Genomic DNA, 26,619 nt, shown 5'->3' with positions numbered 1-26,619 from the left:
TAAGTAAATGTCCCGCGTAGCCAAGAAGCCGATTTCCCTCCCGAAGGGCGTCGAACTGAATGTCCAGTCCGAGCTGGTGAGCGTCAAGGGCCCGAAGGGCACCCTGTCGCTGCCGAAGCCGGCTGGCGTCGAAATCAAGCAGGAAAACGGTGTCGCCACGCTGTCGGCCAACGACCCGTCGCAGATCGCCATCACCGGTACCGTCCGCGCGATCCTGGCGAACATGGTGCACGGCGTGTCCGAAGGCTTCGAGCGCAAGCTCGAGCTGGTCGGCGTCGGCTACCGCGCCACGATGCAGGGCAAGGACCTGAGCCTGGCGCTCGGTTTCTCGCACCCGGTCGTGTTCAAGGCGCCGGAAGGCATCACCCTGACCGCCCCGACTCAGACCGAGATCGTGGTGCAGGGCGCCGACAAGCAGCGCGTCGGCGAAGTCGCCGCCAAGATCCGCGGTTTCCGTCCGCCGGAGCCCTACAAGGGCAAGGGTGTGAAGTACGCCGGTGAAGCCATCATTCGCAAGGAAGCCAAGAAGGCGTAATCCAGGCCGCTTTGCTGGGAGCCCGGCCATCCATGGCCGGACCTCCCGGACGAAACGCCCGGATTCCTTCAGCTTCCGTAGGACACAGACATGACCATCAACAAGAACATCGCCCGCCTGCGTCGCGCCAAGTCGACCCGTGCGCACATCCGCGAACTCGGCGTCGCGCGCCTGTCGGTGCTGCGCACCGGCCAGCACCTGTACGCGCAGGTCTTCACTGCCGACGGCTCCAAGGTGATCGCTGCGGCGAACACCCTGCAGGCCGACGTCAAGGACGGCCTGAAGAGCGGCAAGAACAGCGAAGCGGCCGTCAAGGTCGGCAAGCTGATCGCCGAGCGCGCCAAGGCCGCGGGCATCGAGAAGGTCGCTTTCGACCGCTCGGGCTACCGCTACCACGGTCGCATCAAGGCCCTGGCCGACGCCGCGCGCGAAGGCGGCCTGCAGTTCTGATCCTTGCGGGCGCGGCGTCCACGCCGCGCCCGACCTGCCGATGCGGGCTGCATCGGACCTTGGCGCGCCTTGTGTGCGCGTCCGGGGAACTCGGTTCCAGTCAACAACTACAAGCGGCATGCAAGCCGTAAATCTTTCAACTACCAAGGAATACACAATGGCTGAAGAACAGCGTGCACCGCGGGGTCGTGATCGCGACCGCAACCGCGAAGAGAAAGTCGACGACGGCATGATCGAAAAGCTGGTCGCGGTCAACCGCGTCAGCAAGACGGTCAAGGGCGGTCGCCAGTTCACCTTCACCGCGCTGACCGTGGTCGGCGACGGCAACGGCAAGATCGGTTTCGGTTACGGCAAGGCGCGCGAAGTGCCGGTCGCGATCCAGAAGTCGATGGAATATGCGCGCAAGGGCATGCTCAACATCGATCTGAACAACGGCACCCTGTGGCACCCGGTGAAGTCCGGCCACGGTGCGGCCCGCGTGTTCATGATGCCCGCCTCGGAAGGTACCGGCGTCATCGCCGGCGGCGCGATGCGCGCCGTGCTGGAAGCGGTCGGCGTCAAGAACGTGCTGGCCAAGGCGGTCGGTTCGCGCAACCCGATCAACCTGGTGCGCGCCACGCTGCGTGGCCTGGAAGACATGCAGTCGCCGTCGCGCATTGCGGCCAAGCGCGGCAAGAAGGTGGAGGAACTCAACCATGGCTAATGAGTCCAACAAGACGGTGAAGGTGCGCCTGGTGCGCGGCCTTCGTGGTACCCAGTCGCGTCACCGCCTGTCGGTGCGTGCGCTGGGCCTGAACAAGCTCAACGATGTGCGTGAACTGAAGGACAGCCCGCAGGTACGCGGCCTGATCAACAAGGTTCAGTACCTCGTCCAGGTTGAGGAGTAAGCGACCATGACTTTGCATCTGAATGATCTGAAGCCCGCCGAAGGCGCGCGCACCGAGCGCACCCGCGTCGGTCGCGGTATCGGTTCGGGCCTGGGCAAGACCTGCGGCCGCGGCCACAAGGGTTCGTTCGCGCGTAAGGGCGGCGGCAAGATCAAGGCCGGCTTCGAAGGCGGCCAGACCCCCATGCAGCGCCGTCTGCCGAAGATCGGCTTCCGTTCCAAGATGGCCAAGGACACCGCCGAAGTGCTGTCCTACCAGCTCGACAACCTGCCGGAAGGCGAGATCGATTTCGCCGCGCTGCGCGCTGCGAAGCTGGTCCCGAGCACTGCGAAGAAGGCCAAGGTCGTCCTCAAGGGCGAGCTGAGCAAGAAGTTCGTGCTCAAGGGCATCGCCGCGACCGCCGGTGCCAAGGCGGCAATCGAAGCTGCCGGCGGCAGCGTGCAGGAGTAACACGCAGATGGCGCAGGCTGGCATGGGTAACCTCGGCGGCGGGCTTGGCAAGTTCACGGAACTTCGCCAGCGCCTGTTGTTCGTTCTCGGCGCATTGATCGTCTACCGCATCGGCTGCTATGTGCCGGTGCCGGGCGTCAATCCCGAAGCCATGCTTGCGCTGATGCAGGCGCAGGGCGGCGGCATCGTGGACATGTTCAACATGTTCTCGGGCGGCGCCCTGCACCGTTTCAGCATTTTCGCGCTGAACGTGATGCCGTACATCTCGGCATCGATCGTGATCCAGTTGGCCACGCACATCTTTCCGTCGCTGAAGGCGATGCAGAAGGAAGGCGAATCTGGCCGACGCAAGATCACCCAGTATTCGCGCATCGGCGCGGTGCTTCTGGCGGTGGTGCAGGGCGGCAGTATCGCGCTGGCGCTGCAGAACCAGACCGCACCGGGCGGTGCACCGGTGGTGTACGCGCCGGGCATGGGCTTCGTGCTCACCGCGGTGATCGCGTTGACTGCCGGCACCATCTTCCTGATGTGGGTCGGCGAGCAGGTCACCGAGCGCGGCATCGGCAACGGCGTGTCGCTGATCATCTTCGCCGGCATCGTCGCCGGCCTGCCGGCGGCGTCGATCCAGACCGTGGAAGCCTACCGCGACGGCAACATGAGCTTCATCTCGCTGTTGCTGATCGTGCTGACCATCCTCGCCTTCACCCTGTTCGTGGTGTTCGTCGAGCGCGGGCAGCGGCGGATCACGGTGAACTACGCGCGCCGCCAGGGCGGCCGCAACGCGTACATGAACCAGACCTCGTTCCTGCCGCTGAAGCTGAACATGGCCGGCGTGATTCCGCCGATCTTCGCCTCGAGCATCCTCGCCTTCCCGGCGACGCTGTCGATGTGGTCGGGCCAGGCCGCGTCCAACAGCACCTTCGGCAGCTGGCTGCAGCGCATCGCCAATGCGCTGGGCCCGGGCGAGCCGGTGCACATGATCGTGTTCGCCGCGCTGATCATCGGGTTCGCGTTCTTCTATACCGCGCTGGTGTTCAACTCGCAGGAAACCGCGGACAACCTGAAGAAGTCCGGCGCGCTGATCCCGGGTATCCGTCCGGGCAAGGCCACCGCCGACTACGTCGACGGCGTGCTGACCCGCTTGACCGCCGCCGGTTCGCTGTACCTGGTGATCGTGTGCCTGCTGCCGGAAATCATGCGCGCGCAGCTCGGCACCTCGTTCCACTTCGGCGGCACCTCGCTGCTGATCGCGGTCGTGGTGGTGATGGACTTCATCGCGCAGATCCAGGCGCATCTGATGTCGCATCAGTACGAAAGCCTGTTGAAGAAGGCCAACCTCAAGGGTGGCTCGCGCGGCGGCGGTTTCGCCCGCGGTTGATTGCTATAATTTGACTTCCTTCGGTGAAGACGCCCCGGTTCCCGGGCGCAGTCTTCCCACTTGAAGGGCGGCCCATGCAGCGGTCTCGTGCGTGGGTGAGACGTGGTGGTCCTGCGCTGGAGTAGCGCGGGCGGCCGAGGTGGATCCTCACCCTGGCCAACGACGTCCGGCGCCGGAGCATGGGCACACTCCCCATGCCGGGCTTGCGGAACCGAAAGGTTCCACGGGCTTCCATGTAACCCGAGACCTTGCTAGACTTACAAGTTCACTTTTTGATCCATCCTGCCGGATGGCGCCACAGTGCGCCGTCGGGCCATCACTCAGTTGGAGAACCGCGTCATGGCGCGTATTGCAGGCGTCAACCTGCCAGCCCAGAAGCACGTCTGGGTCGGGTTGCAAAGCATTTTCGGCATCGGCCGTACCCGTTCGAAGAAGGTCTGCGAAGCCGCAGGCGTGACCTCGACCACCAAGATCCGTGACCTGTCCGAGCCGGAAATCGAGCGCCTGCGCCTCGAAGTCGGCAAGTACATCGTCGAAGGCGACCTGCGTCGCGAAGTGGGCATCGCCATCAAGCGTCTGATGGACCTGGGCTGCTACCGCGGCCTGCGTCATCGTCGTGGCCTGCCGCTGCGTGGTCAGCGCACCCGCACCAACGCCCGCACCCGCAAGGGCCCGCGCAAGGCGATCAGGAAGTAAGGGACAGACATGGCTAAGCCCGCAGCATCAAAAACCAAGAAGAAGATCAAGCGCGTCGTCACCGACGGCGTCGCCCACGTCCACGCTTCGTTCAACAACACCATCGTGACCATCACCGACCGTCAGGGCAATGCATTGTCCTGGGCGACCTCCGGTGGCGCTGGTTTCCGCGGTTCGCGCAAGTCCACGCCGTTCGCGGCGCAGGTTGCCGCCGAGAAGGCCGGGCGCGCTGCGCTCGACTACGGCGTGAAGTCGCTGGAAGTGCGCATCAAGGGCCCGGGTCCGGGTCGCGAGTCCGCCGTCCGTTCGTTGAACAACGTCGGATACAAGATCACCAACATCATCGACGTGACGCCTATCCCGCACAACGGGTGCCGTCCGCCGAAGAAGCGTCGCGTCTAAAGGAGCGATAAGAAATGGCTCGTTATATCGGTCCTACCTGTAAGCTCGCGCGCCGTGAAGGCGCCGATCTTTCCCTCAAGAGCCCGGCGCGTGCGCTGGACTCCAAGTGCAAGCTGGAGCAGAAGCCCGGCCAGCACGGCGCGACCGCCCGCAAGGGCAAGCTGTCCGACTACGCCACCCAGCTGCGCGAAAAGCAGAAGGTCAAGCGTATCTACGGTCTGCTGGAGCGTCAGTTCCGCAACTACTACAAGAAGGCCTCGACCAAGAAGGGCAACACCGGCGAGAACCTGCTGCAGCTGCTGGAAACCCGCCTGGACAACGTCGTCTACCGCATGGGCTTCGCCGTCACCCGCCCGGCCGCGCGCCAGCTGGTGTCGCACCGTGGCGTGCTGGTCAACGGCAAGTCGGTGAACCTGGCCTCGTACCAGGTCAAGGCCGGCGACGCGATCGCCCTGTCGGAAAAGGCGCAGAAGCAGCTCCGCGTGCAGGAAGCGCTGACCGTTGCCGAAACGCACGACCTGAACCCGTCCTGGGTCGAGGTCGATTCGAAGAAGTTCAGCGGCATCTTCAAGGCCGTGCCGGATCGTGCGGACCTGCCTGCTGACATCAACGAAGCGCTGATCGTCGAGTTGTATTCGAAGTAATCACATTGGAGAGCCTCCGGCAACGGAGGCTCGTCAGGAGAACCCGCAACATGACGGTTACCGCCAACCAGGTTCTGCGCCCCCGTGGGCCGCAGATCGAACGCCTTACCGACAACCGCGCCAAGGTCGTAATCGAGCCCTTGGAGCGCGGGTATGGGCACACGCTGGGCAATGCCCTGCGTCGCGTGCTGTTGTCCTCGATCCCCGGCTTCGCGATCACCGAAGTCGAGATCGACGGCGTGCTGCACGAGTACACCACGGTCGAAGGGCTGCAGGAGGACGTGCTGGATGTCCTGCTCAACCTCAAGGACGTGGCCATCCGCATACACACCGGCGACAGCGCCACGCTGTCGCTGTCCAAGCAGGGTCCGGGCACGGTCACTGCCGCCGACATCAAGACCGACCACAACGTCGAGATCCTCAACAACGACCACGTGATCTGCCACCTGACCAAGGATATGGCGATCAACATGCGTCTGAAGATCGAGCGTGGCTTCGGCTACCAGCCGGCCGCCGCGCGTCGCCGTCCGGACGAGGAAACCCGCACCATCGGTCGCCTGATCCTGGATGCGTCGTTCTCGCCGGTGCGCCGCGTCGCCTACGCGGTCGAATCCGCGCGCGTCGAGCAGCGTACCGACCTGGACAAGCTGGTCCTGGACATCGAGACCAACGGCACGATCGATGCCGAGGAAGCCGTGCGCACCGCCGCCGACATCCTCAGCGATCAGCTGTCGGTGTTCGGCGACTTCACCCATCGCGACCGTGGCGCGGCCAAGCCGGCCAGCAATGGCGTGGATCCGGTGCTGCTGCGTCCGATCGACGATCTGGAACTGACCGTGCGTTCGGCCAACTGCCTGAAGGCCGAGAGCATCTACTACATCGGCGATCTGATCCAGAAGACCGAAGTGGAACTGCTCAAGACCCCGAACCTCGGCAAGAAGTCGCTGACCGAGATCAAGGAAGTGCTGGCCCAGCGTGGCCTGTCGCTCGGCATGAAGCTGGAGAACTGGCCGCCGGCCGGCGTCGCCCAGCACGGCATGCTCGGCTAAGCAGCGGCACCTGGCCGATGCCGCACCGGCATCGGCCACGGACGCTGCAGTCCGGTCATGGATGGCCGGGCAAGGGCTCCACGGAGCCCGGGTAAGACCGCCAGGGATGGAAGCAGGGGCGCCTTCGCGGCGCCTCGCGCCGCATCAGTTGCACAACTACGCCGACGGGTCTTCAAGCCCGCGGCGTTGTCTGGTCAGGGACGGCCGGCTCGGACCATCCGCAGTCCATTGTTCAACGCCAGGACGGCGACAGCGATCTCCAGCAGTTTCAACTTTCCATAGGAACCAAGACCATGCGTCACCAGAAATCCGGCCGCAAGTTCAACCGCACCAGCGCCCATCGCCAGGCGATGTTCTCCAACATGGCGGCCTCGCTGTTCAAGCACGAGCTGATCAAGACCACCCTGCCGAAGGCCAAGGAGCTGCGTCGCGTCGCCGAGCCGCTGATCACCATCGCCAAGGTCGATGGCGTCGCCAATCGCCGTCTGGCCTTCTCGCGCCTGCGCGACAAGGAAGCGGTGGGCAAGCTGTTCGTCGAGCTGGGCCCGCGTTACCAGTCGCGCCCGGGCGGCTACCTGCGCATCCTGAAGTGTGGCTTCCGCGCCGGCGACAACGCGCCGATGGCGTACGTCGAGCTGGTCGATCGCCCGACCGCGATCGCCGAGGAAGTGGCCGAGTAAATCCGGCCCGCACCGCGTCAGCAAGAAGCCCGGCACGTCCGGGCTTTTTTGCGTCTGGACGGCGACGGTTTGCGCCGCGCAGGCGCTGTCGCGTTCGCCGCGCCCAGGGACGCACGGCACATGGTGGCGAGGCGGGCGATGGCGGATAATGCGCTGACCGTTCATGTGAGCCCGACCCGATGAACCCGTTACGCTGGAGTTTCCGCGCGCAGTTCCTGTTCGGCTTTCTGATCTGTGCCGGGTTGCTGGGCTATGCGATCTACGTGCAGGTGCAGCTCGGCATCGAGCCCTGTCCGCTGTGCATCTTCCAGCGCATCGCGTTCGCCGCGCTCGGCCTGCTGTTCCTGCTCGGCGCCTTGCACGGGCCGGCCCGCAGCGGCGGACGCAAGGTCTATGGCGTGCTGGCGTTCCTGGCCGCGGCCGTTGGTGCCGGCATTTCCACCAAGCACGTGTCGGTGCAGCTGTTTCCCGATCCGATGGCCTCCTGCGGTCCGCCGCTGAGCTTCCTGCGCGAGACGATGGGGCCGTTCGAAGTGCTGCGCCGGGTGCTGACCGGGACCGGCGACTGCGGCAATATCGACTGGCGTTTTCTCGGCCTGTCGATGCCGATGTGGTGCCTGATCTGTTTCGTGGCGTTGGCGCTGTTCGCGCTGTATGCCGGGTTCAAGGCCCGGCGGCGCTCGCTGCACTGAGGTTTCCGCGTGCTGCGTCTTGTCGTGGGCTGAGAGGCAGCGCACCTGTAGGAGCGACTTCAGTCGCGACAGGTACTATCGGTAAGCCTCTGTCGCGGCTGAAGCCGCTCCTACACGGTGCTGCAGGCGGTAAACGGATGGCATGAATCCGCGGGCAGCAGCGGCGGCCGCTGCGAACGATCGCGGCGCCGCACCCATCCATGCATCCAGGCCGGCCCGTCCTGCGGGCTCGGCCTGGCTACGCATCTGCCTCAGAAATCCTGCTGCAGGCTCAGGTAGACGCCGCGACGCGGCGCCCATTGCGGGGCGAACACGCCGATGCCGCCGCCGTCGCGCAGCTGGTAGGCGCGATCGAGCACGTTGAGCACCGCCACTTGCGCGTGCAGCGGATGCGCGCTGAGCGCGAAGTCGTGGCCGGCGCTGAGGTTCAGCTGGAAGTACGACGGCAGCTCGCCGCCGTTGGGCACGGTGTCGGTATCGGTGCGCAGGCCGCTGCCGAACAGATAGTTGGCGCCGATCCGGCTGGCGTCGTCGAGCGCGTAGCTGATGCCGCCGGACGAGGTGAACTTCTGGTCGTGGTCCAGGTGGATCCAGTTGTCGTAGACGTAGGCCAGCGCGTCCGGATCGAAGTTGTACAGGCTGGTCATGACCCGCTTGCCCATCGCCTTGCTGTAGGCGACGTTGAAGTAGGCGGTGACCGGCCCGTTGCTGTAGTCGGCGCTGAACTCCGCGCCGCGGATGCGGCCGTAGCGGTAGTTGAACGTGGAATACACGTAGGCGGCGCCGAACTGGCCTTCGTCCTGCAGGCGGTCGGCCTTGCGGTAGTAGGTGTCCAGGCCCAGGGTCAGGTGTTCGTTGACCACCTGCGAGATGCCCAGGTCGTAATAGTCGCTGCGCTCGCTCAGCGGCGTGGTCGCGCCGCCGGCGGTGGACTGCTGGTTGGTGGTGCCGTCGTACAGGGCGATGTCGCTGGTGGAGATCAGTTCGCTGGCCGGCGGGGTGAAGTAGCGCGCATAGCCGGCGTGCACGGTGGTGTCGGCGCTGGCCTGCCAGACCACGCCCAGGCGCGGGCTGAGCTGGCCTTCGGTGGTGCCGAACGCCTTGTAGCGGTCGCCGCGCACGCCGTAGTTCACGGTCCAGTCGTCGCCGATCTTCCATTCGTCCTGCAGGTACAGCGCGTAGGTGCTGGCGTGGAAGCGGCTGGCGTCGGGGATGAAGACCGGCGTGTTGTTGGTCTGGTTGCCGTCGGCGTCGGCCGGGAACACATAGGAATTGTTGCTGGCGATGGCGTGCTCGAAATTGCCGTACACGCCGTAGCGCAGCGTGTGTGATTCGCCGAGCGGGGTGGAGAAGTCGGCCTGCACGGTGTTGGCGCGGTTGCTGCGGTCCACCTGCGAGGCGACGCCGTTGAAGATCAGGTCGCCGGCGACGTCGGGCGAGAACGCGACGCTGCTGTAGCGCTGTCCGGCCGACAGCTGGTAGCTGGTGGCGCCGAGCGAACCCTGCAGCACCAGGGTGCCGAAGCGGGTGTTCTCGCGCTGGTTCTCGTCGAGCTTGGACGAGTCGAAGTCGGTGGTGCCCAGGTAGTCGTAGGCAGGGGTCTGCCCTGGATTGTTCGGGATCTGGAAGCGGTTGTTGGCGTAGCCGACCAGCAGGCTGAGCCGGGTGTTCTCGTCGATCAGGTAGCTGAGGTCGGCGAAGCCTTTGCCCTGATGGGTCTTGTCGTGCTCGGGGTCGCGGCTGTTGACCGGATTCTCCAGGCCGAGCTTGTTCTGCTCGTAGTCGCCGGTGACGAACCAGCTCCAGCGGCCGCTGCTGCCCCACCAGGAGGCGTTCGGATTGAGCGTGCCGTAGGAGCCGCCGGTGATGCCGACGCTGCCGCCGTTGCCCAGTTCCACGCCGCTCTTGGTGGTGATGTCCACCACTGCCGCGGTGCGGTCGCCGAACTGCGCCGGCAGCGCGCCATCGAGCAGCTTGATGCTCTTGATCGTGCGCGGGTCCAGGCTCTGGCCGAAGCCGGAGATGGACTCGGGGATCAGCACGCCATTGATGCGGTACTGCAGGTTGGCGTGGTCGCCGCGCACGTGGATGCCGCCATAGGAGTCCTGGACCACGCCCGGCGCCTGCAGCAGCACCTGGTTGAGCGGGGTGGAGGCGCCCAGCGGCAGCCGCTCGATGTCCTCGGCGGTGATCGCGTACTGGCTGCTGCCGATGTCCGGCGACAGCGCGTTGCGCGCCGCTTCCAGCTTGGCGGTGACGGTGACCGCATCCAGGTCGGTGGTGCGTTCGGGACCGGTGTCGGCGCTAGCCGCATCGGCGGCGAAGGCGAGGCCGGGCGCGGCCAGCAGGACGAGGGCGATGGCGGCGGAGAGGGGGCGGGGCGTCATGGCGTAGGCGAGACCTGGGGAGGAAGGGAAAAGATTTGTTATGTAATAACATTCTGCTTTCGCAGTGGCGTTGGCGTAGGCCGGAAGTCATGCATGGCATGTGCGCTTTGCCTGCCGTTCATGTGCTTCACGCTGCTGCGGCCACGGCTGCGCAACCGCGTCACGCAGTGCTTTGCGTCGCGGCCTGGCTCTGCGAACATCGCAGGTTGCCAAGGAGTCCTTTCATGAACCTGTCCGTCCCCGCCGCCCCGCCCGAATCCGCTTCGCCGTCCTGGGCGCCCGCAAGCTGGCGCGGCAAACCCGCGCTGCAGATGCCGGTGTATCCGGACGCGCAGGCGCTGGAGGCGACGCTGGGCGAATTGCGCCATCTGCCGCCGCTGGTCACTTCGTGGGAGATCTTCGCGCTGAAGAAGCAGCTGGCCGAGGCGCAGGAAGGCAAGCGGTTCCTGCTGCAGGGCGGCGATTGCGCGGAGAACTTCAGCGATTGCGAGTCGGGCACGATCTCCAACCGGCTCAAGGTGCTGCTGCAGATGAGCCTGGTGCTGGTGCACGGCTTGCGCCTGCCGGTGGTGCGGGTCGGCCGCTATGCCGGCCAGTACGCCAAGCCGCGCTCGGCCGATACCGAGACCCGCGACGGCGTGACCCTGCCCAGCTACCGCGGCGACGTGGTCAACGGCCCGGAGTTCACCGCGCAGGCGCGCGTGCCCGATCCGCGGCGGATGATCACCGCGCACTCGCGTTCGGCGATGACGATGAACTTCGTGCGCGCGCTGATCGATGGCGGCTTCGCCGACCTGCACCATCCCGAGTACTGGAACCTGAGCTGGGTCGGCTACTCGCCGCTGGCCGAGGACTACCAGAAGATGGTGGCCTCGATCGGCGACGCGGTGCGCTTCATGGAGACGCTGTCCGGTGCGCAGCTGTACAACCTCAACCGGGTCGATTTCTACACCTCGCACGAAGCGCTGCTGCTGCCGTACGAGGAAGCGCTGACCCGCGAGGTGCCGCGGCAGTGGGGCTGGTTCAACCTGAGCACGCATTACCCGTGGATCGGCATGCGTACCGCCGCGCTGGACGGCGCGCATGTGGAATATTTCCGCGGCATCCGCAACCCGATCGCGATCAAGGTCGGGCCGTCGGCGCAGCCGGACCAGTTGCTGCGCCTGATCGACGTGCTCAATCCCGAGGACGAACCGGGCCGGTTGACCTTCATCCACCGCATGGGCGCGGCGCAGATCGCGCAGAAACTGCCGCCGCTGCTGGATGCGGTGAAGCGCGACGGCCGCCGCGTGCTGTGGGTGTGCGATGCGATGCACGGCAATACCGAGAGCACCAGCAACGGCTACAAGACGCGGCGCTACGACAACGTGCTGGGCGAGGTGGAGCAGTCGTTCGACATCCATGCTGCGGCCGGCACGCGGTTGGGCGGTGTGCACCTGGAGCTGACCGGCGAAGACGTCACCGAATGCACTGGCGGCGCGCGCGAGCTGACCGAGCGCGACCTGGAGCGGGCATATCGCTCCAGCGTGGATCCGCGTCTGAACTACGAGCAGTCGCTGGAGATCGCGCTGGCGATCGTGCGCAAGCAGAACGGGCGCAGCGTGCCGCTGAGCACGGACTGACGGCGCGTTCCCTCGGTCACCGCAGCGCGCTTGCTGGTGCGCTGCGTGCCCCAGGTGCCGATGGCGTGGCGATGGCGCTCGTCGGCGCGCTTGAAGTCGTCGATATCCGACACCGCGAATGCAGCTGCAGCGCGCGTGTCGCGGCCTGCGATGGGGGGCTGGTTGGCGATGTCGGCGCCTCGGGTCTTGGCAGGCGCCGCGTCTGCCGCATCCAGCTTCGGACGTAACTGAAGACGCATCATCTGCAGCGGCGGCTGCGGACCGTTGGCGAGTTGCTTGTCGCCGCTCAGGAAGCACGCACGCTGCGATCGCGCACACCGGTCGTGGACTGCGCCAGCAACGGGGCGCCACTCGCCCGCGATGCGCCTGTCGCGGATGTGCGCCGTGCGCACGCCTGGCGATGGCGCTGCGATTCGTGCCGCGGCACAGCGCTCGACACTGCGCTCATGCCTGCTTTGCCACACTGTCGCGACTCCTCCCCCCTTCAAGGAGCGCATCTTGAACCTGGATCTCGACTGGATCCCGTGGCGCGCTTACACGCTGCCGATCGGCGCCGCGGTAGTGCTCGGCTTCCTCGCCTGGTGGCTGTTGTTGCGCATCGCGCAGCGCATGCGCGGGCGCGACTACCGGCGCGCGCGCATCATCCGCGTGGTCAGCGTGCCGATGGCCTTCCTGCTGCCGATGCTGATGCTCAGCTTCGCACTGGAATCCACGCCGCTGGACGAGCGCGCGTTGACCGACCTGCAGCACCTGCTGCATATCGGCATGATCGGTTGCGTGACCTGGCTGCTGGTGCGCGGCGCCGCCGCGCTGGAAAAGGCCATCCTGCGCAGCTATCCGATCGAAGTGGCCGACAATCTGACCGCGCGGCGCATCCAGACCCAGACCCGGGTGCTGGCACGCGTGGCGATGGGCACGATCATCCTGCTCGGCACCTCGGTGGTGCTGCTGACCTTCCCGGCTGTGCGGCAGATCGGCACTACGCTATTGGCCTCGGCCGGCATCATCGGCCTGGTCGCCGGTATCGCCGCCAAGCCGGTGTTCGGCAACCTGATCGCGGGCCTGCAGATCGCCCTGACCCAGCCGATCCGGCTCGACGACGTGGTCATCGTCGAAGGCGAGTGGGGCCGCATCGAGGAGATCGGCAGTTCCTACGTGGTGGTGCGGATCTGGGACGAGCGGCGCATGGTGGTGCCGTTGACCTGGTTCATCGAAAATCCGTTCCAGAACTGGACGCGCAGCAGCGCCGACCTGCTCGGTACCGCGTTCCTGTGGCTGGATTACCGCACGCCGATGCCGCAGCTGCGCGCCGAGCTGGAGCGGATCTGCAAGAGCGAGCCGCTGTGGGATGGACGCGTCTGCGTGACCCAGGTGACCGAGACCAGCGAGAGCACGATCCAGGTGCGCCTGCTGGTCAGCGCGCGCAATTCCGGCGATGCGTTCGACCTGCGCTGCATCGTGCGCGAACGGATGATCGATTTCCTGACCCGCGAACATCCGTATGCCTTGCCGAAGCTGCGCGCGGAGATCTCCTCGGACACCGCGCGCGCGGCACCGCGGCCGCCATCGACGGCCAGCGACTCGGCGGCGATGCGCTCGCCCGGCGCCGAGGATGGCGCGCCGGCGGCGACAGCGGTGCAGGATCCGGGCGCGCCGAGGCCGGATACGGCGTAGCGTCGCGTTGTGCCGTGTCGTGTCGGCGTGGCGGCAGGCGCCGGCCGCGTCCACGCGTTGTTGGTGACGCATGGATTCTCATTGAAACCTGTAGGAGCGGCTTCAGCCGCGACCGGGGCTTTACTGGTAACGCCCGGTCGCGGCTGAAGCCGCTCCTCCAAAGGCCTTCTTCGCCAACCGTCTGTCGATGGGTTGCGCCTTGGCGCCGTTGCGGCGCTATTCGCTTTACGGATGCTCCGTGGCCTGCGGCAGCGTCGGCAAGAACGCTGGCGGCGTGCGTGCGCGGCTGCGCTGTTCGTAGGCGTAGCCCAGTTCGATCAGGCGCGGTTCGCTCCAGGCGCCCCCGATGAACACCAAGCCCAGCGGCAGGCCGTCGCTGGCGCCCATCGGCACGGTCAGGCTGGGATAGCCGGCCACCGCCGCCGCGCCGTAGCTGGCGCCGGGAAAGTCGTCGCCGTGGAGCGGGTCGGTCTTCCAGGCGCGGCCGGTGGTCGGCGCGATCAGCGCATCCAGCCGCTGCGCGCGCAGGGCCGCGTCGATGCCGTCCGGACCGGCCAGGCGCCTGGCTTTCGCCCGCGCTTCCAGGTAGGCCGGGTCGTCCAGGCCGCGGGTGGCCTGCGCCTGTTCGAACAGCGCCTGGTCGAAGTGCGCCAGCTCGCGCTCGGCATGCGCGCGGTTGAACGCGATCAGTTGCGCCAAGGTGCGCAGCGGCGCCTGGCGCGTGTCGAGGTAGCGTTCCAGCCCGGCCTTGAACTCGGTCAGCAAGACGGTCAGTTCGGCGTCGTCCCATTGCCCGGCGGTGGGGATCCGCGCAGCGACCACGGTGGCGCCGGCCGCACGCAACGCGGCGACCGCGCGCGCCTGCGCCGCGGCGATGTCCGGGGTCTGGGTCAGCGGCGAGGGCAGCAGGCCGATGCGCGCGCCGCGCAGCGCGTCGCGGCGCAGGTGCGCGGCGTAGTCGTAGCCGGGCGGACGCGGTGCCGCGGCGGTGGCCGGGTCGGCAGGATCGGGCGCGGCCAGCACGCTCAGCAGCGTCGCCGCGTCGGCGACGCTGCGGGTCATCGGTCCGGCCGTGTCCTGGCTGGCGGAGATCGGGAGGATGCCGTCGCGGCTGACCAGGCCGACGGTCGGCTTCAGCCCGACCAGGCCGTTCACCGCGGCCGGGCAGACGATGCTGCCGTCGGTCTCGGTGCCGATGCCGGCCACCGCCAGATTGGCCGACACGGCTACGCCGGTGCCGGCGCTGGAGCCGCAGGGATTGCGATCGAGCACGTACGGATTGCGGGTCTGCCCGCCGCGCGCGCTCCAGCCGGAACTGGATGTGCTGGAGCGGAAGTTGGCCCACTCGCTGAGGTTGCTCTTGCCCAGGATCACCGCGCCGGCCTGGCGCAGGCGCTGCACCAGGAAGGCATCGTGCGGCGGGTGGAAGTCGGCCAGCGCCAGCGAGCCGGCCGAGGTGGCCATCGGCCGCGCATCGATGTTGTCCTTCAACACCAGCGGGATGCCGTGCAGCGGGCCACGCAGATGCCCGGCGCGGCGTTCGGCGTCCCGCTGCCGCGCTTCGTCCAGGGCGCGCGGATTGCGTTCGATGATCGCGTGCAGCGCCGGCCCTTGCCGGTCCAGCGCGTCGATCCGTTGCAGGTACGCCGCGGTCAGACCGGCGCTGTCGAGCGTGCCGCGCGCCATCCGCGCCTGCAGCGCGGCGATGTCGGTTTCGGCATGGCCGAACGCGTCTGGGGCTGGTGGCGGCGCGGCGACGGCGGTGTCGGGCGCGACGGGATGCCGGCAGCCGGCGAGGGCGCCGCACAGCAACAGGGCGGGCAGCAGGCGCATCGGCAGGTTCCCGGGAAGTCGTTCTCCAGGAGGCTACGCAGCGCTATGGGGATTGGCAAACCGGTGCGGGCGCCTGCCCGCATGCGTTCAGTGCGCGGGACGCCGCCGGCGCCGGATCAGGTCGCGGGCCAGGATGCCGACCACGGCCAGGTTGATCGCCAGCACCGCCCACGCGGCCCAGCCGGGATGGCGCACGATCGCGTAGATGTCGAACGGCAGGTAGATGGCCGCGGAAATGCAGCCCAGCATCGACGCCCAGGCCTTGGCGCGCCATAGGCCCCAGGCTTCGACGATGTGCAGCACGCCGTAGGCGAGCATGCCGGCGGCGGCAAGATGCACCGCGCCGGGATTGATCATGGTGAGCAGCGACGGCAGCGCGCCGTGCTCCGGGTCCAGGCTGAAACGCACGATCAGCCGGCCCACCGCCGCGCGCAGCGGCAGCGGGCCCATCAGTTCCAGACCCGTGGCCGCGAGCACCGCGAGCAGGCCTTTGCCGGCCTCCAGCAGTGCGATCAGGTGCAGGCCCGGATGCGCGTGCGGATCCGGGTTGTACGCCTTCTTGCTGGCCACGGGAACTCGGCGATCAGCCGCCGCGACCGGCGCGCTTGCGATCGCTTTCGGTCAGGAACTTCTTGCGCAGGCGGATTTCCTTCGGGGTGACTTCGACCAGCTCGTCGTCCTCGATGAAGTCCAGTGCCTGTTCCAGCGTGTACTTGATCGCCGGGGTCAGCTTGATCGCATCGTCCTTGCCCGAAGCGCGCATGTTGGTCAGCGGCTTGGTCTTGATCGCGTTGACGGTCAGATCGTTGTCCTTGGAGTGGATACCGATCAGCTGGCCTTCGTACACGTTGTCGCCTTCGGCGGCGAACAGGCGGCCACGCTCTTCCAGCGGCCCCAGCGAGTAGGCGGGGGTGGCACCGGCGGCGTTGGCGATCATCACGCCGTTCTGGCGCTTGGCGATGGCGCCCTGTTCCTTCGGGCCGTAATGGTCGAACACGTGGAACAGCAGGCCCGAGCCCTGGGTCAGGGTGCGGAACTCGTTCTGGAAGCCGATCAGGCCACGCGCCGGGATCATGTAGTCAAGGCGCACGCGGCCCTTGCCGTCCGGCTCCATGTTCTTCAGCTGGCCCTTGCGGATGCCCAGCTTCTCCATCACGCCGCCCTGGTGCTGCTCTTCGATGTCCACCACCAGCTGCTCGACCGGCTCCATCAGCTTGCCGTCGATCTCCTTGACGATGACTTCCGGGCGCGACACCGCCAGCTCGAAGCCTTCGCGGCGCATGTTCTCGATCAGCACCGACAGGTGCAGCTCGCCGCGGCCGGAGACCAGGAACTTGTCCGGGTCGGACCCTTCCTCGACCTTCAGCGCGACGTTGTGCAGCGTCTCGCGCTCCAGGCGCTCGCGGATCTGGCGGCTGGTGATGAACTTGCCGCCGCTGTGTTCCTTGCTGCCGGCGAACGGCGAGTTGTTGACTTGGAAGGTCATCGAGATGGTCGGCTCGTCCACGGTCAGCGCCGGCAGCGCTTCCGGGGTGTCGAGCGCGCAGATGGTGTCGGAGATGCTCATGTCGGCGACGCCGGAGATGGCGACGATGTCGCCGGCCTCGGCCTCTTCCACTTCCACCCGCTCCAGGCCCATGAAGCCCAGCACCTGCAGGATCTTGCCCTGGCGCTTCTTGCCTTCGCGGTCGACGATGCTGACCGGCATGTTCTTCTTGACCTTGCCGCGCTGGATGCGGCCGATGCCGATCAGGCCGACGAAGTTGTTGTAGTCCAGCTGGCTGATGCGCATCTGGAACGGGCCGTCCGGATCCACCTGCGGCGGCGCCACGTGCTTCATGATCGCTTCGTACAGCGGGGTCATGTCGCCTTCGCGGGCGCTGTCGTCCAGGCTCGCATAGCCGTGCAGCGCCGAGGCGTAGACGATCGGGAAGTCGAGCTGTTCGTTGGTCGCGCCGAGCTTGTCGAACAGGTCGAACACCTGGTCGATCACCCAGTCCGGACGCGCGCCCGGGCGGTCGATCTTGTTGACCACCACGATCGGCTTGAAGCCCATCGCGAAGGCCTTCTGGGTCACGAAGCGGGTCTGCGGCATCGGCCCGTCCATCGCGTCGACCAGGATCAGCACCGAGTCCACCATCGACAGCACGCGCTCCACTTCGCCGCCGAAGTCGGCGTGTCCGGGGGTGTCGACGATGTTGATGCGGTTGCCCTGCCAGGTGATGGCCGTGTTCTTGGCCAGGATCGTGATGCCACGTTCCTTTTCCTGATCGTTGCTGTCCATCACGCGCTCGGCCAGCACCGTGCGCTCGGAGAGGGTGCCGGACTGCTTCAGCAGGCAGTCGACGAGGGTGGTCTTGCCATGATCGACGTGGGCGACGATGGCGATATTGCGAAGATTTTCGATGGACATGCGAAAGGGGGCCAACCGGCGCCAGAAAGGAAGGAGAGTAAGCCCCCTATTATACCTGTATCCCGGCGCGCCTGCCGGTTCAGGATTCAGGCGGCGGCGGTGGCGCTGCCGGCGGCACCGGAGGCGGGCCAAACAGGCCGGCGTGTATCCTATGCGCCCCAAATGACGCCCCCGTTTCCAAGGAATCCCATGTCCCTGATCGCCCATTTCGACACCGCCCGCGGCCCGATCACCATCGAGCTGTATCCCGACAAGGCGCCGCTGACCGTGGCCAACTTCGTGAACCTGGCCAAGCGCGGCTTCTACGACGGGCTGAGCTTCCACCGCGTGATCGCCGACTTCATGATCCAGGGCGGCTGCCCGGAAGGCTCCGGCCGCGGCGGCCCGGGCTACCGTTTCGAGGACGAGACCAACAACGGCGTGCGCCACGAGCGCGGCGTGCTGTCGATGGCCAACGCCGGTCCCAGCACCAACGGCAGCCAGTTCTTCATCACCCACACCGCCACCCCGTGGCTGGACGGCAAGCACACTGTGTTCGGCAAGGTGACCCAGGGCCTGGACGTGGTCGACAGCGTCGCCCAGGGCGATGCGATCAACAAGATCACCATCGAAGGCGATACCGATGCGGTGCTGGCGGCCAAGGCCGACCGCGTCGCCGAGTGGAACCGCCTGCTCGACGCCTGAGTGCCGCCGCGACCGGCCCTGGCGGCCGGTCGCCGATGGCCTGCGTGCTAACATTTCCCGGTTGATTGCCGCGCCCGACCCTCGATGACGATGCGTCTCCTTTTGCTGTGCATGGTGCTGCTCGGAATCGGCGGCGGCGTGCACGCGTGGTGGCGCAGTTCGGGGGCCGCATCGGCGCCGGCAACGCTGGCGGCCGGCGATCCGCGGCGGCTCACCGGCGAAGACGGCATCGTCATGCTGGCCGCCGACTGGTGCGGCTACTGCCGCCGGCAACAGGCCGATTTCGAACGCGCCCAGGTCCGCTACCGCGTGCTCGACGTGGAGCAGGAGGAAGGCCGCCTGGCCGCCGCCGCGCTGGGCCGCGAAGGCGTGCCGATCACGGTGATCGGCCAGCACGTGATCGACGGCTACGACACCGCCGCCCTGGACGCGCATCTGCAGCCGCTCGGCTACCGCGTCTACTGACCCCCTTAATCCCTTTTTTAGCAGAGGAACCCCCCATGAAGACACCCGTACGTGTTGCTGTGACCGGCGCTGCCGGCCAGATCGGCTATGCCCTGCTGTTCCGTATCGCCTCCGGCGAAATGCTGGGCAAGGACCAGCCGGTGATCCTGCAGCTGCTCGAGCTGCCGATGGAGAAGGCCCAGGCCGCGCTGAAGGGCGTGATGATGGAACTGGAAGACTGCGCGTTCCCGCTGCTGGCCGGCATGGTCGGCACCGACGACGCCGAAGTGGCGTTCAAGGACGCCGACGTGGCCCTGCTGGTCGGCGCGCGTCCGCGCGGCCCGGGCATGGAGCGCAAGGACCTGCTGCTGGAGAACGCCAAGATCTTCACCGCGCAGGGCGCGGCGCTGAACAAGGTCGCCAGCCGCAACGTCAAGGTGCTGGTGGTCGGCAACCCGGCCAACACCAACGCCTACATCGCGATGAAGTCGGCGCCGGACCTGAACCCGAAGAACTTCACCGCCATGCTGCGCCTGGACCACAACCGCGCGCTGAGCCAGCTGGCCGGCAAGCTCGGCAAGCCGGTCGGCGGCATCGAGAAGCTGGTGGTGTGGGGCAACCACAGCCCGACCATGTATCCGGACTACCGCTTCGCCACCGTCGAGGGCGCGTCCATCGCCGAGGCGATCAACGACCAGGAGTGGAACGCCGGCACCTTCATCCCGACCGTGGGCAAGCGCGGCGCGGCGATCATCGAGGCGCGCGGTTCGTCCTCGGCCGCCTCGGCCGCCAACGCCGCCATCGACCACGTGCGCGACTGGGTGCTGGGCAGCAACGGCAAGTGGGTGACCATGGGCGTGCCGTCCGACGGTTCCTACGGCATTCCGGAAGGCGTGATGTTCGGCTTCGCGGTGACCACCGAAAACGGCGAGTACACCCTGGTCAAGGATCTGCCGATCGACGACTTCAGCCAGAAGTACATCGACAAGACCCTGGCCGAGCTGGAAGAAGAGCGCAGCGGCGTGGCGCACCTGCTTGGCTGATCGCTGCGATCGAGGTACGGAAGACGCCGGGCTCGCCCGGCGTTTTTCTTTTGCGGGTATGCGCGCGACAACAGCGCTAGACTGCGCGGCCTGGAACGAGCATGGAGCGCACGATGCATCAACGGATATGGGGCTTGCTGCTGTTGTTGGCGGCTGGAGTGGCGTGGTCCGGCTCGGCCAAGGCCTGGCAGTCCTGCCAGGACGTGGTTGTCGGCATGTACAACAACCAGCCGGTGATGCAGAGCCAGTGCGCCTGGCTGGCCGGCGCGGTCGCGCTGGATCCGGCGACCCGCGCGATGGGCTCGGTATGGAATTACAGCGATGCCGACCAAGCCAAGGCGGCCGCCGCGCGCGACTGCGGTCCGTCATGCCTGGTGGTGAGCTTCTACGACGACTACTTCTATTTTGCTGCCTCGGACGAAGATGTCATCGGTTACGCCTCGACGGCGGAAGCGGCGCTGCGGCAATGCGAGCTCGCCAAGCCGGGCGTCCACTGCGACGTGGTCGTCTCGGCCGGCAGCGGCGGCCGCGCCGTGTATTGGCAATTCAATGCACTGGGCTACAACGGTACCCAGCAGAAAGCCTATGCGGTCAGCGGCGGCGTGCGTCGCGGCGAGGCCCGCCAGGCCGTGTTGCAGGCCTGCGGTGGCGAGGCGGCATGCTTCGCCTACGTGCATCAGCAGCCGCATGCGGCGATGGCGCTGGGCGACGACGGCAAGCTGTACGCAGCCGAGGGCAATAGCGCCTGGCAGGCGCGGCGTGCGGCAAAAAAGTACTGCTCTGGCGAGCAGGGCAAGAAGGCCAAGTGCGAGATCGTGGCCGAGACCAGCAAGGCCGCTTCCTAGCGTTCGGGCTGGCCCGCGCCGGACAAGCGGCTGGCGCGCCCCCAGCTAGGTCGGGGGCGCCACGCTCGCGCGGCGGCGATGGTCGCCGCTGCATCGCCATGCCACGACTGCGCGCGACAGCCAGCCTCTGCGGTATGCCTTCGCCGTTCGGCCGGCCATGACGTTGCGCCCGCGCGCGCCGGTTTGCGGGTGTGCTAGGTTTCCTCGGCCATTCATTTGGGGACATAGCATGACGCGCGCTCCGTACCGCTGGATCGGAGGGCTGGCGCTGGCCAGCCTGTTGCCGCTCGCCGCCAACGCCGCGGACAGCGGCTATCGGCAACCGCCGGAGCCGCTGCTGGGGGTGATGCGCGCGCCGCTGAATCCGTCGCCGCGGCTGGATCCCACCGGCAAGACCCTGCTGCTGGTGCAGCGCACCCAGTATCCGCCGATCGCGCGCGTGGCCGAGCCGTACCTGAAGCTGGCCGGGGTGCGTGTGGAGCCGCGCAGCCACAGCCGCCACGACATGTCCAACGGTTACGGCATCCGCGCCTGCCTGGAAGGTTTCAGCCTGGTCGATGTGGCCAGCGGCAAGCAGACCGCGGTGACCCTGCCGGCCGGCGCCTGTCCGGCGCTGCCGGTGTGGTCGCCGGACGGGCGCCGTTTCGCCTTCAACAACACCGCCGCCGACCGCGTCGAGCTGTGGTTGGGCGACGTCGCCACCGGCAATGTGCGCCGCATCGACGGCGTGCAGCTCAACCCGGTGCTGGGCGGCGAGATCCAGTGGCTGGGCGGCAGCGACACGCTGCTGCTGAAGACCGTGCCGCAGGACCTGGGTGCGGCGCCGCGCAAGGCGGCGGTGCCGCCGGGGCCGGAGGTCAAGGAAACCATCCAGGGCAAGGGCGAGAGCAGCACCTACGAGGCGCGCGACACGCTGTCCAGCCCCGAGGACGAGGCGCTGTTCACCTACTACGCCACCTCGCAACTGCTCACCGTCGATGCCGCCAGCGGCAAGCAGGCCAAGGTCGGCGCGCCGGCGGTCTATACCGCGGTGGACGGCGCGCCCGACGGCCGCCATGTGCGCGCGGAGCGGCTCAAGCGGCCGTATTCCTACGTCACCACCTATGCGCGTTTCGCCCACGATGTGGCGGTGCTCGATCTGTCCACTGGCGGCGAGCGCGTGCTGGCCGATCTGCCGGTCGCCGACCGGGTGCCGGTGCAGGGCGTGCCGACCGGCCCGCGTGCGTATTCCTGGCGGGCCAACCAGCCGGCCACGCTGGTCTGGGCCGAGGCGCTGGACGGCGGCGACTGGAAGGCCACCGTGCCCGCACGCGACAAGCTGCTGACCCTGGCGGCGCCGTTCACCGCCAAGCCGCGCGAACTGGCGCGGGTGACCCAGCGCTACGCCGGACTGTCCTGGTTCGCCCAGGGCGGGCAGGCGCTGCTGGACGAATACGACGAGAACCGTCACTGGCGGCGCACCACGCTGCTGGACGCCGATCGTCCCGGCACGCCGGGGCGCGTGCTGTTCGACCTGTCCACCGACGATCTGTACGCCGATCCCGGCACCCCGGAACTGCGCGTGCTGGCCAACGGCGAAGCGGTGCTGCACGAGGACCGCGGCGCGCTGTTCCTGAGCGGGCAGGGCGCCACGCCGGCCGGCGACCGCGCGTTCCTGGACCGCTACGAACTGGCCAGCGGCAAGACCGAGCGCCTGTTCCGCAGCGATGCCAGCGTCGACGAGGTGTTCGCCGGGTTCGCCGGCGACGATACGACCAAGCTGCTGACCTGGCGCCAGTCGCCGACCGATCCGCCGAACGTGTACCTGCGCGCGCTGGGCCAGGCGCAGACGGATGCGGCGGCGGGCGAAGCGGTCTACGCCTCGAGCATCGCGCCGGTCACCCGCTTCCCCGATCCGACGCCGCTGGTGCGGCAGATCAAGAAGCGGCTGGTGACCTACAAGCGCAAGGACGGGGTGGAACTGTCGTTCACCCTGTACACGCCGCCCGGCTACAAGGAAGGCACGCGGGTGCCGGCGATCCTGTACGCCTATCCGCTGGACTATGCCGACCCGTCCAAGGCCGGCCAGGTCAGCGGCGCCAACGAGCGCGATTTCACCCGGCTGAGTTCCTACCAGCTGCTGTTGCTGGCAGGCTACGCGATCATCGACGACACCGCCTTCCCGATCGTCGGCGATCCCAAGACCGCCTACGACACCTATCTGCAGCAACTGGTGGACAACGCCACCGCCGCGGTGGACAAGGCGGTGGAACTGGGCGTGGTCGACCGGCAGCGGATCGGCGTCACCGGCCACAGCCACGGCGCGCTGATGGCGGCCAACCTGCTGGCGCATACCGACCTGTTCCGCGCCGGCGTGGCGACCAGCGGCAGCTACAACAAGACCCTGACCCCGTTCGGCTTCCAGAACGAGCGGCGCTCGTTCTGGGCCGCGCCGGAGGTCTACGCGCAGGCCTCGGCATTCTTCCACGCCGACAAGATCAACGAGCCGCTGCTGATCGTGCACGGCATGGACGACGCCAATCCCGGCACCGAAACCACCCAGGCGCCGCGGTTGTTCCAGGCGATCCGCGGCAACGGCGGCACCGCGCGGCTGGTGCTGCTGCCGTTCGAACCGCACTGGTACACCGCGCGCGAGTCCAACGAGGACGTGGTGGCCGAGATGCTGGAGTGGTTCGACCGCTACGTGAAGAATGCGCCGCCGCGTGCGGCGGCGGCGAACGCGGCGGCGAAGAAGCACTAGCTGACTGGGCGGGAGACAACGATGCGGATGACCTTCCTGTGTGCAACGCTGCTGCTGGCGCTCACGTCCTGCGGTGCGGTCGACACGATGAAGAATGCGTATGCGCATTCGCAGGAAGTGGCCGCCGAGCTGGAGAAGTCGGTGGGCAACAAGCCGATGGTCGGCTTCAACTGGGCCAACGGCTCGCTGGTCCAGGTCACGGTCAACTTCCAGGGCGTGCCGCGCAAGCCGCTGGAGCAGATCGTGCAACTCAGCAAGGTCTCGGTGGCCATGCGCTTCCAGCAGGCGCCGGGGAACGTGGTGGTGACGTTTACGGTGCCGGGGAAGTAGTCCCGCATCCGTCGATTCGTCCAGCCGACGCCGCGTTGCGGCGCGGCTTGATTCAGGCGCGAGAAGAGCCATGGCCAAGCCCTGCTACTCCGGGACAACGACTCCCGTTCGTCGTGGGGACCTGGTCAAGTGGCACAACGACGAACGCCCATCGCAGGTGCTCTTTGTCATCAGCACTGGCGACTTTCCACCCGAAGAAGACGTAGCATCAAGAGAGTGGTTTCGGTCGGAGTTCGGCGAAGGCATCATGATCGACACACCGACCGCTGGTTGGGTGCTCGAGTCGGAAGACTGCTTGAACCTGGTACTGCTGCGTGCGGTCGATGCGCACGCCTGACGAAGCTCGTCCGAGCCGATGACGTTTCGCAGCGTTGATGGATAATCGCGAAGGAGCTCTGCATGCATCGCGCTGATGACGCGGTTGAGATCGAGCGACTTGTGAACGTGTTGGTCGCAGAAGGGTACTTCGCATATTGCAGGTGGGACGGCGCTGTGCCGTTCTTGTTCGCTCTCGGCGAAAAGAAGGCGCACTCGGTGGACGTGCGGCGTCGTGGGCAGCAAGTGGCAGTGGAATACTGGTTCGGGTATCCCGACGACGACTTCATTCGCGAAGAACTTTTCCAGAGCTTCGCTGAGACGGTGGCGCCGGTGCAGGCTTGGCTCGCCAAGGACACCACGAACTGACACGCCGTAGCGGCAGCTTCGTTTAACGGTGGCGATGGCGCGTGCTGCACTGCGGCCCGATCCGTGTCGTCCATCCAGGCGCGTTCGACCAAGGTCTGAACGACGCCCGCGCCGCCGAAGGACTATGCTCGGAGCCGGTGCACCGGCCTTGGGAGGGGCGGTATGGACTACGCGACGCTGTACCGGCGCTCGATCGAGCAGCCGCAGGAGTTCTGGGCCGAGCAGGCCAGGACCATCGACTGGCAGCGGCCGCCGCAGACCATCCTGGAGTACGACCACCCGCCGTTCCGGCGCTGGTTCGGCGGCGGCCTGACCAACCTGTGCCACAACGCGGTCGACCGGCACCTGCCCGAGCGCGCCGCGCAGCTGGCGCTGGTCGCGGTGTCCAGCGAGACCGGGCAGACCCGCGAATTCACCTATGCGCAGCTGCACGCCGAGGTCAATGCCTTCGCCGCGGTGCTGCTGCGTCTGGACGTGCAGCGCGGCGACCGCGTGGTCATCTACATGCCGAACATGGCCGAGGCGGTGTTCGCGATGCTGGCCTGCGCGCGCATCGGCGCGGTGCACTCGGTGGTGTTCGGCGGTTTCGCCGCGCACAACCTGGCGCTGCGCATCGACGATGCGGCGCCGAAGCTGCTGATCGCCGCCGATGCCGGCAGCCGCGGCGGCAAGATCATCCCCTACAAGCCGCTGGTCGATGCCGCCTGCGCGGAAGCCAGCGCGCCGCCGCCGAAGGTGCTGATCGTCTCGCGCGGGCTGGATCCGGCGCAGCCGCGCAGCGACGGGCGCGACGTGGACTACGCCGAGTTGCGCGCGCAGGTCGGCGACGCGCAGGTGCCGGTGACCTGGCTGGAATCCAACGAACCCAGCTATCTGCTGTACACCTCCGGCACCACCGGCAAGCCCAAGGGCGTACAGCGCGACGTCGGCGGATACGCGGTGGCGCTGGCGCTGTCGATGCGCACGGTGTTCGATTGCGCGCCGGGCCAGGTGATGTTCTCCACGTCCGATGTCGGCTGGGCGGTCGGCCATTCGTACAACGTGTACGGTCCGCTGATCGCCGGCTGCACCTCGCTGCTGTACGAGGGCTTGCCGGTCAATCCGGATCCCGGCGTGTGGTGGGCGCTGTGCGAGAAATACCGGGTGCGCACCATGTTCTCCTCGCCGACCGCGATCCGCGTGCTGAAGAAGCACCCGGTGCGCCACATCCGCGACCACGACCTGAGCGCGTTGCAGTACCTGTTCCTTGCCGGTGAGCCGCTGGACGAGCCGACCGCGCTGTGGATCGGCGAGGCGCTGGGCAAGCCGATCATCGACAACTACTGGCAGACCGAGACCGGCTGGCCGGCGCTGACCTTGCTGCCAGGACTGGAAATGCGGCCGGTCAAGCCGGGTTCGCCGGGCTTTCCCAATCTCGGCTACAAGATGAAGATCGTCGACCCGCAGGGCATCGAGGTGCCGGCCGGGCGCAAGGGCGTGCTGGTGATCGAGCCGCCGCTGCCGCCGGGCTGCATGACCACGGTGTGGAACGACGACGCGCGCTTCCTGCGCAGCTATTTCAGCCATTTCGACGAGCTGCTGTACAGCTCGCTGGACTGGGCGATTCGCGACGACGACGGCTATACCTTCATCCTCGGCCGCACCGACGACGTGATCAACGTCGCCGGCCATCGCCTCGGCACGCGCGAGATCGAAGAAGCCATCGCCGGCCATGCGGACGTGGCCGAGGTGGCGGTGATCGGCATGCACGACGAACTGAAGGGGCAGGTGCCGGTGGTCTTCGCGACGCTGAAACAACAGGCATCGCCCGATGCCGCCGCCGCCATTGCCGAACAACTGCGGCAATGCGTGGTGGAGCGGCTCGGTGCGGTGGCGCGGCCGGCGCAGGTGTATCTGGTGCAGGCATTGCCGAAGACGCGATCGGGCAAACTGCTGCGGCGATCGCTGCAGGCGCTGGCCGAGCAGCGCGATCCCGGCGACCTGTCGACGCTGGACGATCCGGGCGCGCTCGACGAGATTCGCCGCGCGTTGGCGCGCTGAGGCGCCACTGCATCGCG

General features: G+C 67.3%; 28 protein-coding genes. 23 read left to right on the top strand and 5 right to left on the bottom strand.

Annotated elements, in window-relative coordinates:
- Positions 1-7: 7 nt before the first annotated feature.
- The 12 genes from rplF to H9658_RS08830 all read left to right on the top strand — a co-directional run bounded on the left by rplF (position 8) and on the right by H9658_RS08830 (position 7,863).
- Positions 8-535, top strand: coding sequence for a 50S ribosomal protein L6 (gene rplF, locus H9658_RS08885; protein ID WP_179570574.1), 528 nt, complete (start codon positions 8-10; stop codon positions 533-535).
- 90 nt (positions 536-625) lie between these two features.
- The gene (gene rplR, locus H9658_RS08880) at positions 626-985 is read left to right on the top strand and encodes a 50S ribosomal protein L18 (RefSeq protein WP_003470642.1); all 360 of its coding nucleotides are present in this window, start codon (positions 626-628) and stop codon (positions 983-985) included.
- Positions 986-1,142: 157 nt separating this feature from the next.
- Positions 1,143-1,688: a 30S ribosomal protein S5 gene (gene rpsE / locus H9658_RS08875; RefSeq protein ID WP_104557639.1), complete on the top strand. Its 546-nt coding sequence runs from the start codon at positions 1,143-1,145 to the stop codon at positions 1,686-1,688.
- Positions 1,681-1,872, top strand: coding sequence for a 50S ribosomal protein L30 (gene rpmD, locus H9658_RS08870; protein ID WP_005408214.1), 192 nt, complete (start codon positions 1,681-1,683; stop codon positions 1,870-1,872). The genes rpsE and rpmD overlap by 8 nt, the downstream gene beginning before the upstream one ends.
- A 6-nt stretch (positions 1,873-1,878) precedes the next feature.
- Entirely contained in the window at positions 1,879-2,322 is a 444-nt protein-coding gene (gene rplO, locus H9658_RS08865) for a 50S ribosomal protein L15 (RefSeq protein WP_003470637.1), read from the top strand.
- A 7-nt stretch (positions 2,323-2,329) separates the two neighbouring features.
- Positions 2,330-3,700, top strand: a complete 1,371-nt coding sequence (secY, locus tag H9658_RS08860; protein ID WP_179570575.1) for a preprotein translocase subunit SecY — start codon at positions 2,330-2,332, stop codon at positions 3,698-3,700.
- A gap of 339 nt (positions 3,701-4,039) precedes the next feature.
- Positions 4,040-4,396, top strand: a complete 357-nt coding sequence (rpsM, locus tag H9658_RS08855; protein ID WP_145701687.1) for a 30S ribosomal protein S13 — start codon at positions 4,040-4,042, stop codon at positions 4,394-4,396.
- 9 nt (positions 4,397-4,405) lie between these two features.
- Positions 4,406-4,798, top strand: a complete 393-nt coding sequence (rpsK, locus tag H9658_RS08850; protein WP_179570576.1) for a 30S ribosomal protein S11 — start codon at positions 4,406-4,408, stop codon at positions 4,796-4,798.
- A gap of 14 nt (positions 4,799-4,812) precedes the next feature.
- Positions 4,813-5,442: a 30S ribosomal protein S4 gene (gene rpsD, locus H9658_RS08845; RefSeq protein ID WP_010340454.1), complete on the top strand. Its 630-nt coding sequence runs from the start codon at positions 4,813-4,815 to the stop codon at positions 5,440-5,442.
- Between the two features lie 50 nt (positions 5,443-5,492).
- A complete protein-coding gene (locus tag H9658_RS08840; protein ID WP_003470629.1) occupies positions 5,493-6,491 on the top strand; it encodes a DNA-directed RNA polymerase subunit alpha in 999 nt (332 codons plus the stop codon).
- Positions 6,492-6,784: 293 nt separating this feature from the next.
- On the top strand, positions 6,785-7,171 hold the full coding sequence (gene rplQ, locus H9658_RS08835; RefSeq protein WP_003470628.1) for a 50S ribosomal protein L17: 387 nt from the start codon (positions 6,785-6,787) through the stop codon (positions 7,169-7,171).
- Between the two features lie 179 nt (positions 7,172-7,350).
- A complete protein-coding gene (locus tag H9658_RS08830; protein ID WP_191825075.1) occupies positions 7,351-7,863 on the top strand; it encodes a disulfide bond formation protein B in 513 nt (170 codons plus the stop codon).
- A 251-nt stretch (positions 7,864-8,114) separates the two neighbouring features.
- Here the strand turns inward: H9658_RS08830 and H9658_RS08825 are convergent, their stop codons facing one another.
- On the bottom strand, positions 8,115-10,250 hold the full coding sequence (locus tag H9658_RS08825; protein WP_191825074.1) for a TonB-dependent receptor: 2,136 nt from the start codon (positions 10,248-10,250) through the stop codon (positions 8,115-8,117).
- 224 nt (positions 10,251-10,474) lie between these two features.
- Between H9658_RS08825 and H9658_RS08820 the strand changes: the two genes are divergently transcribed.
- Positions 10,475-11,872 carry a class II 3-deoxy-7-phosphoheptulonate synthase gene (locus tag H9658_RS08820; protein ID WP_179570579.1) on the top strand — a complete coding sequence of 466 codons (1,398 nt, stop codon included), beginning with the start codon at positions 10,475-10,477 and terminating at the stop codon, positions 11,870-11,872.
- On the opposite strand, the gene H9658_RS08815 is transcribed toward H9658_RS08820, so the two are convergent.
- A complete protein-coding gene (locus H9658_RS08815) occupies positions 11,794-12,264 on the bottom strand; it encodes a hypothetical protein (RefSeq protein ID WP_191825073.1) in 471 nt (156 codons plus the stop codon). The two genes, H9658_RS08820 and H9658_RS08815, sit on opposite strands and share 79 nt — an antisense overlap.
- Before the next feature lie 112 nt (positions 12,265-12,376).
- Between H9658_RS08815 and H9658_RS08810 the strand changes: the two genes are divergently transcribed.
- Entirely contained in the window at positions 12,377-13,546 is a 1,170-nt protein-coding gene (locus H9658_RS08810) for a mechanosensitive ion channel family protein (RefSeq protein ID WP_191825098.1), read from the top strand.
- A gap of 225 nt (positions 13,547-13,771) precedes the next feature.
- On the opposite strand, the gene H9658_RS08805 is transcribed toward H9658_RS08810, so the two are convergent.
- The 3 genes from H9658_RS08805 to typA form a co-directional block, all read right to left on the bottom strand.
- Positions 13,772-15,379: an amidase gene (locus tag H9658_RS08805; RefSeq protein ID WP_191825072.1), complete on the bottom strand. Its 1,608-nt coding sequence runs from the start codon at positions 15,377-15,379 to the stop codon at positions 13,772-13,774.
- A gap of 87 nt (positions 15,380-15,466) precedes the next feature.
- Positions 15,467-15,949, bottom strand: coding sequence for a DUF2127 domain-containing protein (locus H9658_RS08800; protein WP_191825071.1), 483 nt, complete (start codon positions 15,947-15,949; stop codon positions 15,467-15,469).
- Between the two features lie 13 nt (positions 15,950-15,962).
- Positions 15,963-17,792 carry a translational GTPase TypA gene (typA, locus tag H9658_RS08795; protein ID WP_064538334.1) on the bottom strand — a complete coding sequence of 610 codons (1,830 nt, stop codon included), beginning with the start codon at positions 17,790-17,792 and terminating at the stop codon, positions 15,963-15,965.
- A 189-nt stretch (positions 17,793-17,981) separates the two neighbouring features.
- Between typA and H9658_RS08790 the strand changes: the two genes are divergently transcribed.
- The 9 genes from H9658_RS08790 (at position 17,982) to prpE (ending at position 26,602) form a co-directional block, all read left to right on the top strand.
- Positions 17,982-18,476: a peptidylprolyl isomerase gene (locus H9658_RS08790; RefSeq protein WP_179570582.1), complete on the top strand. Its 495-nt coding sequence runs from the start codon at positions 17,982-17,984 to the stop codon at positions 18,474-18,476.
- Between the two features lie 84 nt (positions 18,477-18,560).
- Complete coding sequence (locus tag H9658_RS08785) at positions 18,561-18,941, top strand: glutaredoxin family protein (RefSeq protein ID WP_191825070.1); 381 nt, start codon at positions 18,561-18,563, stop codon at positions 18,939-18,941.
- Positions 18,942-18,976: 35 nt separating this feature from the next.
- Complete coding sequence (locus tag H9658_RS08780) at positions 18,977-19,963, top strand: malate dehydrogenase (RefSeq protein WP_009607498.1); 987 nt, start codon at positions 18,977-18,979, stop codon at positions 19,961-19,963.
- Between the two features lie 113 nt (positions 19,964-20,076).
- Entirely contained in the window at positions 20,077-20,808 is a 732-nt protein-coding gene (locus H9658_RS08775) for a DUF4189 domain-containing protein (protein ID WP_191825069.1), read from the top strand.
- A gap of 229 nt (positions 20,809-21,037) precedes the next feature.
- The gene (locus tag H9658_RS08770; protein ID WP_191825068.1) at positions 21,038-23,548 is read left to right on the top strand and encodes a S9 family peptidase; all 2,511 of its coding nucleotides are present in this window, start codon (positions 21,038-21,040) and stop codon (positions 23,546-23,548) included.
- A 21-nt stretch (positions 23,549-23,569) separates the two neighbouring features.
- On the top strand, positions 23,570-23,878 hold the full coding sequence (locus H9658_RS08765; protein WP_191825067.1) for a hypothetical protein: 309 nt from the start codon (positions 23,570-23,572) through the stop codon (positions 23,876-23,878).
- Positions 23,879-23,948: 70 nt separating this feature from the next.
- Entirely contained in the window at positions 23,949-24,215 is a 267-nt protein-coding gene (locus H9658_RS08760) for a hypothetical protein (RefSeq protein ID WP_191825066.1), read from the top strand.
- Between the two features lie 62 nt (positions 24,216-24,277).
- Complete coding sequence (locus tag H9658_RS08755) at positions 24,278-24,562, top strand: hypothetical protein (RefSeq protein WP_191825065.1); 285 nt, start codon at positions 24,278-24,280, stop codon at positions 24,560-24,562.
- 162 nt (positions 24,563-24,724) lie between these two features.
- Positions 24,725-26,602 carry a propionate--CoA ligase gene (gene prpE / locus H9658_RS08750; protein ID WP_191825064.1) on the top strand — a complete coding sequence of 626 codons (1,878 nt, stop codon included), beginning with the start codon at positions 24,725-24,727 and terminating at the stop codon, positions 26,600-26,602.
- Positions 26,603-26,619 lie beyond the last annotated feature (17 nt).

Origin of the sequence: Xanthomonas bonasiae, assembly GCF_014836395.1 — a bacterium.
GTDB classification, from domain to species: Bacteria; Pseudomonadota; Gammaproteobacteria; order Xanthomonadales; family Xanthomonadaceae; genus Xanthomonas_A; species Xanthomonas_A bonasiae.
Note: the sequence above shows the minus strand (reverse complement) of the source record. Positions and strands in the feature narration are given on the sequence as shown.